Here is a 6,850-nt window from a genome sequence, read left to right on the forward strand (position 1 = left end):
AGCGCGGTGGCGACCTTAGTGTCTGGACTACTGTTGGGTGCCTCAGCGCATGCCGACGTCAGCATTACACAGGGTAAAACGGCGATTCCCGACGGCGAGGCAACGCACGCCCAAGACATCACTGTAAAAAACGAGCATGTCGCGTTTGCATTGGCGGTTGAGTCTGCGCCACCGTGGGGTGTGCCACGTGGCACCTTGGTGGATCTCGCGGCGGTGAAAAATGGCAAAATTGATCTAGACCGAGTCGCTTTTGCAGATTTCATCCCCAACAGCTGGTCGGCTTGGCCGAACGAGCGTAAGTCGATTGAGATTGTGGAAGACAGCGATGAAAAAGCGGTGATCAAAGTGAGCCGTAACTTCGACAAGGTCGACATTACCACTTGGTATACCTTGGAAGCTGGCTCTGATTCGATTGGGCTGAAAACCGTGATGAGCAACCAAGGCGAAGACGATCTTGAGCTGGAATCAGGCCACACGATTTGGCCGGATACGGGTTATCAGTTCGCAGTGCCGGGCCTTGAAGGCAATGAAGAAGCGATGGCCGAGAATGCCCTTGCCGATCGCATGGTGGCGTATGACCGAGATTGGGCGTTTGCGTTGCATGCGCCTTACTTTGATCGCATCAAATACAACGGCCGCGACATGTATTTGGGCCACACGCTTAAAGCCGGTGAGACTCGTACCTTTGACTCAAAGCTCCAGGTTGTTCCAAACGGTGATATGGCGCCGATTGTTAAAGCCGAAGCTGAGCGTCATGGCGAAGCGACGGGCACCATTAGCGGCCAACTTCGCGCCGACAATGGTAACGTGCCTGCCGATGCGATTGTGATGATTGAAAAAGACGGCCACCCTTACGCGTGGACGCTTGCTAAAGATGGTCAGTACAGCATGGCCTTGCCAGAAGGCAAGTACCAAGTATACGGCACGGCAACCGGCCATGCGAACAGCCAGCCGCAATCTATTACCGTCAGTGCGGACAGTGAGCAGACACTGGACTTCACATCGCTGAAAAGCCCAGCGACGCTTGCGCTTAACGTGGAAGAAGCGACCTCTGGTGTACCCAAAGATGCGCGTGTGACTATCATTGAAGGCCAAGCGCCACCGGTTGAATTTTTGGGTAAACGCACCTTCTTCACTGACTTGCTGCCAGCCGGCCATGCTGAGCTAAAACTGGCACCGGGTGAATACAAGCTAGGCATTAACGCCGGTGCGGGCTTTACTGCAGAATCACAAACCTTGGATGTCACGCTCGAGTCGGGCAAAACCAATCAACAAGTGGTGAAAGTGCCTCAGGTGACGTTCCCGAATCGTAACCATTGGTATGGCGCAGACTTGCACCACCACGGTAATGTGTTGGAAGGGGTAACCCCACCAGAAATCGTGGTGCGTGCTCAGTTGGCAACCGACTTGGATCTGACCTTTATCAGTGATCACGACTCCACCATTAATCACAAAGTATTTGCTGATTTATCAGCAAAACGTGGTGTGCCTTTCATTCCATCCATTGAGATTTCGCCATCGTGGGGTCACATGAACCCATTCCCCATCGATAATGGCGCCGCGCTGACGGTCGATCCGGGTACTGATGACGTACATACTCTGATTGATGCTGCACATGACATGGGTGCAGAAGTGGTGCCGATGAACCATCCATATAACGATTATGGCTACTTCACCAATATCGCTAAGGATGCGGTGCCGGGCGGTAAGACCGACCGTTTCGACCTGATGGAGCTTAACGCACGTGTCGATAACGAGCCGACCCTTGAAAAAGCGCACAAGCTTTGGGATCAAGGCGAAGCCATGTATCTCACCGCCGGTACTGATACCCATGATGCGTGGAACCAGCTCACCGGTCGTATTCGTATGATGGCGCACGTTGACGGCGAATTGACGCCGCTCGCCTTTGCCAAAGCGTTAAAAGCCGGTCACGGCTATGCCACGCAGGGACCAATCTTGTACCCACAAAACATCATGTTTGGTGAAACCGCCAAGGCAGGTGATCAATGGGATATTAACGTCGTCGCCGCTGATGGCCTCAAAGAAGTACGCTTAATCGGCCAAGATGGTGAGGTGCTTAAAACCATCACTATTAACCCCGAAGAGAGCACCCAGCGTCTTGAGCTGTCACTGCCAATCCCTGCGGATGCAGAAGGTTGGATCAACCTAGAAGTGGAAGACAAAGACGGCAGCACGGCATGGACCAACCCAGTGTGGCTTCAGTCGTAAGTGTTGAGTCTCAATAAACGAACCAAGGCCAGCCATGCTGGCCTCAGATTGCTGACGAACCCCGCCTTTTTAGGCGGGGTTCTTTTTGATAAGCGGCCGTAGGCCGCGATCGCGATATTTTTTGTTAGAGAGTGGTCGTTACCGACCAACGCCTAAATTGGCGGATAGAAGCCAGTATTTGCCTTATATCCGCCATGTTAAAGCCACATTTTCTTAGATAGCTCACCACTAACGCTATACATTTTCTTAGATAGCTCACCACTAACGCTATCTTCTTGATGTTTTGAGCCGCCGCCGCCGCCAGCCAGCATTGCATTTGCACATTTGCAAGCCCTCGGAAGCGTGCGTAGCGATGTCCATGATGCTGCTTAGCGTCGGCGAAGCTTCGCTCCACAGTCTCACTTCGTCGCTTGTATATCTTTTTGCCATAACTTTTTGATCGTGACGCTAGTGGGCTCCGCTCGATTGTCTTGGTTAGAATATGTTTTACCCCAAGGGGTTGCTACAATAGCGGGCAGACTAGGCGATGAAATAATGATATGGAACCGCAGATCCTCAACCCGCTCACCTTGCCACTTGATGGCGTCCGATTAATCGAAGCCTCCGCCGGCACCGGTAAGACATTTACCATTGCTGGTTTGTACCTGCGATTGTTGCTTGGGCATGGCCGCGCAGCGCCGTGTCGGGTCGAGCAAATACTGGTGGTGACGTTTACCGAAGCGGCAACCCAAGAGCTAAAAGACCGTATTCGGCGTCGCATTCATGAGGCACGTTTTGCTTTTATGCGCGGTGAGAGTGACGATCCTATCATTGGCCCTTTGCTGGCAGAGATTAGCGATCATAAAACCGCGGCGCAGCGACTGTTAGAGGCCGAACGTCAGATGGACGAGGCGGCCATCTATACCATTCACGGTTTTTGTCAGCGGATGCTGACCCAAAATGCGTTTGAATCGGGCAGCCTGTTCAGTCATGAATTTGTCACCGACGAGCGACAGATCAAAGCGCGCGCGGCGGCCGATTTTTGGCGTCGTCGTTTTTATCCGCTGCCTAAATCGTTAGCCGGTTTGGTGAGCAGCTACTGGCCCGCACCAGAGGCCTTATTAAAAGAGATTGCGCCCTACTTATCCGGACCGGCTGTCACGGTCAAGGCGCCTGAGCTCGGCGAAGATCTATTGGCGGCACACCAAGCGGCGATTGCCAAGATTGATGCGGTGAAGCGCGCATGGCGCGAGGCGGGGGAGCAGATCACCGACCAGCTCAGCGCCGCCAAGCTCGATGGCCGCAGTTATCGTAAAGATCATCTGGCGAACTGGCTTAATGCGATGGAACAATGGGCCAATGCCGAGACGCTTGATTACCAATTGCCCGACAAATTGGAAAAATTCGCCCAACAAACCTTGGCGGCTAAGAGTAAAGCTGAGCCACCGAGTCTGGCGCTATTTGATCAAATTCAGGCATTGGTTGATCAGCCGCCGACGTTAAAGCCGGGATTAACCGTGCTGGCGATCAAAGAAGTGAGGCAGCTGCTCCGCCAAGAAAAACGCCGTCAAGGGTGGCTCTCGTTTGACGATCTCCTTTCTCAACTTGCCAGCGCACTTGACCAAGATAGCCAAGGCCAGTTGGCTGCACGTATTCGCAGCTTATATCCGGTGGCAATGATTGATGAATTCCAAGACACCGACCCGCTTCAATATCAGATTTTTAGTACTGTCTATCAGCCGCCAGTRGCGGACGATGCCCCTGTATTCGCAGACGCAGAGACAGACACAGAGGAAGAGGGTGAGCGCACCGGTTTAATGATGATTGGCGATCCTAAGCAGGCGATTTATGCCTTTCGTGGCGCCGATATCTTCACCTATATTCATGCCCGTGCACAGGTGAGTGATCACTATAACCTCGCTACCAACTGGCGTTCGACAGATGGTATGGTGCGCGGGGTCAATGCCTTGTTCTCACGTGCGAAGGCGCCGTTTGTTTATCAAGACAGCATTCCCTTTTTAGCGGTGGACTCGTCGCCTAGTGCCAAACAAAAAGCGCTGGTGGTGGAGGGAAACGAGCAGCCCGCGCTCACCTTTTGGCACCACAGCCCGAATGAATTGTGTAGCAAGCAAGATTTTGAACAGACCCTAGCGGTGAGTACCGCACAGCACATCACTCAGGTGCTCAACCAATCGGTGGCGGGCAATAGTTATCTACAAACGCCTTCCGGCCGAGCCGACATTCAGCCGCACAATATTGCTGTGTTGGTGCGCACCGGACGCGAGGCACAGCTGGTCAAGCAAGCGCTGGCCGAAAAAGGCGTGGCGTCTGTGTATCTTTCTAACCGTGATAATGTGTTCGCCAGCCCCGTCGCCAGCGATATTGAGCGCATCTTAGTGGCGGTCATGCAGCCTGAAAATGAGCGTAAGTTGCGGTCGGCACTAGCCAGCCCTTTATTTGGCCTGACCGCTGAGCAGCTGGCGTTACTCAATCAAGACGAAGCCTTGTGGGAGCAAGAGGTGGTGGCCTTTAGCCATTACCGTGATACCTGGCAGCGCCGTGGGGTGATGCCGATGCTTCGCCAAGTCGCCAGTGCCCGCCAAGTGGCAGAAAACTGGTTGGCGATGCCGCAAGGCGAGCGCTGTGTGACCGACTTTTTGCATATAGCGGAGTTGCTGCAAAGTGCCAGCCAGCAATTGGACAACCCACACGCGCTGATCCGCTGGCTACAAGAGCGAATGGCCGAGCCGGCTCAACAATCGGAAGAGCAGCAGGTGCGGTTGGAGTCGGAGCGTGATTTGGTGCAAATCGTCACCATCCATAAATCGAAAGGCTTGGAGTACGATTTGGTTTACTTGCCGTTTGCTTGTCAGTATCGCGAAAGCAGCCAACCGTTTTATCACGATGAACAGTATCAGCCAGTGCTGGCGCTGGATAATGTCGATGAAGGCAAAGAGCGGGCTGAAAAAGAGCGGCTGGCTGAAGATATCCGCTTGCTGTATGTGGCGGTAACCCGTGCCGTGTATGGGTGTTTTATCGGCTGTGCGCCCCTTAAACAAGGTAACAGTCGGCAAAAAGACTCGGCTTTGCACTTAACGGCCCTCGGTTATTTGCTCCAGCATGGAGAAGCCGGTGATGCTAGCTTGCTGGCCGAGAGTTTGGCTGGATTGGCGAGCGCGAGTGATGCGGTGGCTGTGGTTGCGCCACCGGAGCCGGACGATAGCCGTTATACCCCTCAAACGGGGGCGCACGAGGCGCTAAGCGCACGTCAGTTTGACGGCAAGATTGACCGTCAGTGGCGCTTAACCAGTTACTCAGGGCTGTTAAAACAAAGCCATCATGTCAGCGCCTTGCCTACATTAGCCAGTTACGACTTGGACGCGGACGATGATCTCGCCGATGAGGAGACGCCGGATGTGGCGGTGGATCCTTGGTCGGTTTTTGCGTTTCCCAAAGGCGCGCGAGCCGGTACCTTTTTACACACCTTATTTGAAGAGGTGGACTTTACCGCGGATTTGATGCGTGAAGAGGTCGCTGAGCTTATTACCCATCACCTTAGCTTGGAGAACTATGACCCGCAGTGGTGCCAGATATTACAGCAGTGGATGACTCAGGTATTGAAACACCCGCTTAATGAGCAAGGGCTGAGGCTGAACCACATTGATAACGCCAGTCGATTAACGGAGATGGAGTTCGTGATGCCTTTGGCCGCACTCGACTGCCAGCGATTGAATCGACTCGCCGCGCGATATGATGCGTTATCAGCCCGAGCTGGCCAGCTCACCTTTGACACGGCGCGCGGGATGCTAAAAGGCTTTATCGATTTGACCTTCCGCGCCGATGGTAAGTATTACGTGCTGGATTGGAAGTCGAACCATTTAGGGGACAGTGTGGCCGATTACCATCCTGAGGCGCTCAAAGAGGCGATGATCGCGCACCGATACGACTTTCAGTACCAGATCTATACCTTGGCGCTGCACCGCTTTTTGCGCCAGCGGATCCCCGATTATGATTACGACACCCATGTGGGGGGCGTGTTTTATTTCTTTTTACGGGGCGCCAGTGATAGCGGCGAGACCGGTGTATTCGCGCACCGTCCCGATAAGGCGCTGATTGACGCCTTGGACAACCTGTTTGCTGGAGAGTCGGTATGAAACAAGCATTAATGGCACTTTACCAGCGCGGGGAATTGCGAGCGATTGATATGCAATTTGCTTGTTTGATGGGCGAAGAAGACACCCAATTAGATAAGGCTGCTATCACCGTATGGGCGGYGCTGCTGAGTCGCGAAGTGGGCAAAGGCCATGTCTGCCTTGACTTAAACCAGTGGCAGCCACCCAGTGGCGTCGCTTGGCAGCCTTTATTGGCGCACATTGATAGCCAAGCGCCAAGCGAGCAATTGGCACAGGCGTCGGTGGTGTCTGACGGGACGCAGGCGACGCCCTTAGTGCTTGCCGGACACCGATTGTATTTACATCGCTACTGGCATGCCGAGCAGCAAGTGGCGGGACATATTCGCCAGCGTCTGACGGCGCTACCGGTACCGGATGAGGCCAGACAAACCCTAGATAATTTATTTGCCGCCTCACAGGCAGAGATAGACTGGCAAAAAGTGGCGGCAGCCACCGCGTTGACCCAGCCT

Annotated in this window: 2 protein-coding genes and 2 pseudogenes; 3 read left to right on the forward strand and 1 reads right to left on the reverse strand. The window is 53.9% G+C overall.

The window, feature by feature from the left end; all coding sequences use genetic code 11:
- Positions 1–2,229: CehA/McbA family metallohydrolase (locus BZJ18_RS16475; RefSeq protein ID WP_198532262.1), on the forward strand; the 2,229-nt coding region annotated here is incomplete at its 5' end.
- Positions 2,230–2,353: 124 nt separating this feature from the next.
- Here BZJ18_RS16475 and BZJ18_RS16480 read toward each other — a convergent pair.
- Positions 2,354–2,716: pseudogene (locus tag BZJ18_RS16480) on the reverse strand (transposase); the annotation flags it as partial.
- A 52-nt stretch (positions 2,717–2,768) separates the two neighbouring features.
- On the opposite strand from BZJ18_RS16480, the gene recB reads away from it, so the two are divergent.
- Both recB and BZJ18_RS16490 read left to right on the forward strand, forming a co-directional pair.
- Positions 2,769–6,362 carry an exodeoxyribonuclease V subunit beta gene (gene recB, locus BZJ18_RS16485; RefSeq protein ID WP_077458380.1) on the forward strand — a complete coding sequence of 1,198 codons (3,594 nt, stop codon included), beginning with the start codon at positions 2,769–2,771 and terminating at the stop codon, positions 6,360–6,362.
- Positions 6,359–6,850, forward strand: a pseudogene (locus tag BZJ18_RS16490) (hypothetical protein); the annotation flags it as partial. The gene recB and the pseudogene BZJ18_RS16490, both read left to right, overlap by 4 nt.

Origin of the sequence: Salinivibrio sp. IB872 (assembly GCF_001995345.1) — a bacterium.
Lineage (GTDB): Bacteria > Pseudomonadota > Gammaproteobacteria > Enterobacterales > Vibrionaceae > Salinivibrio > Salinivibrio proteolyticus.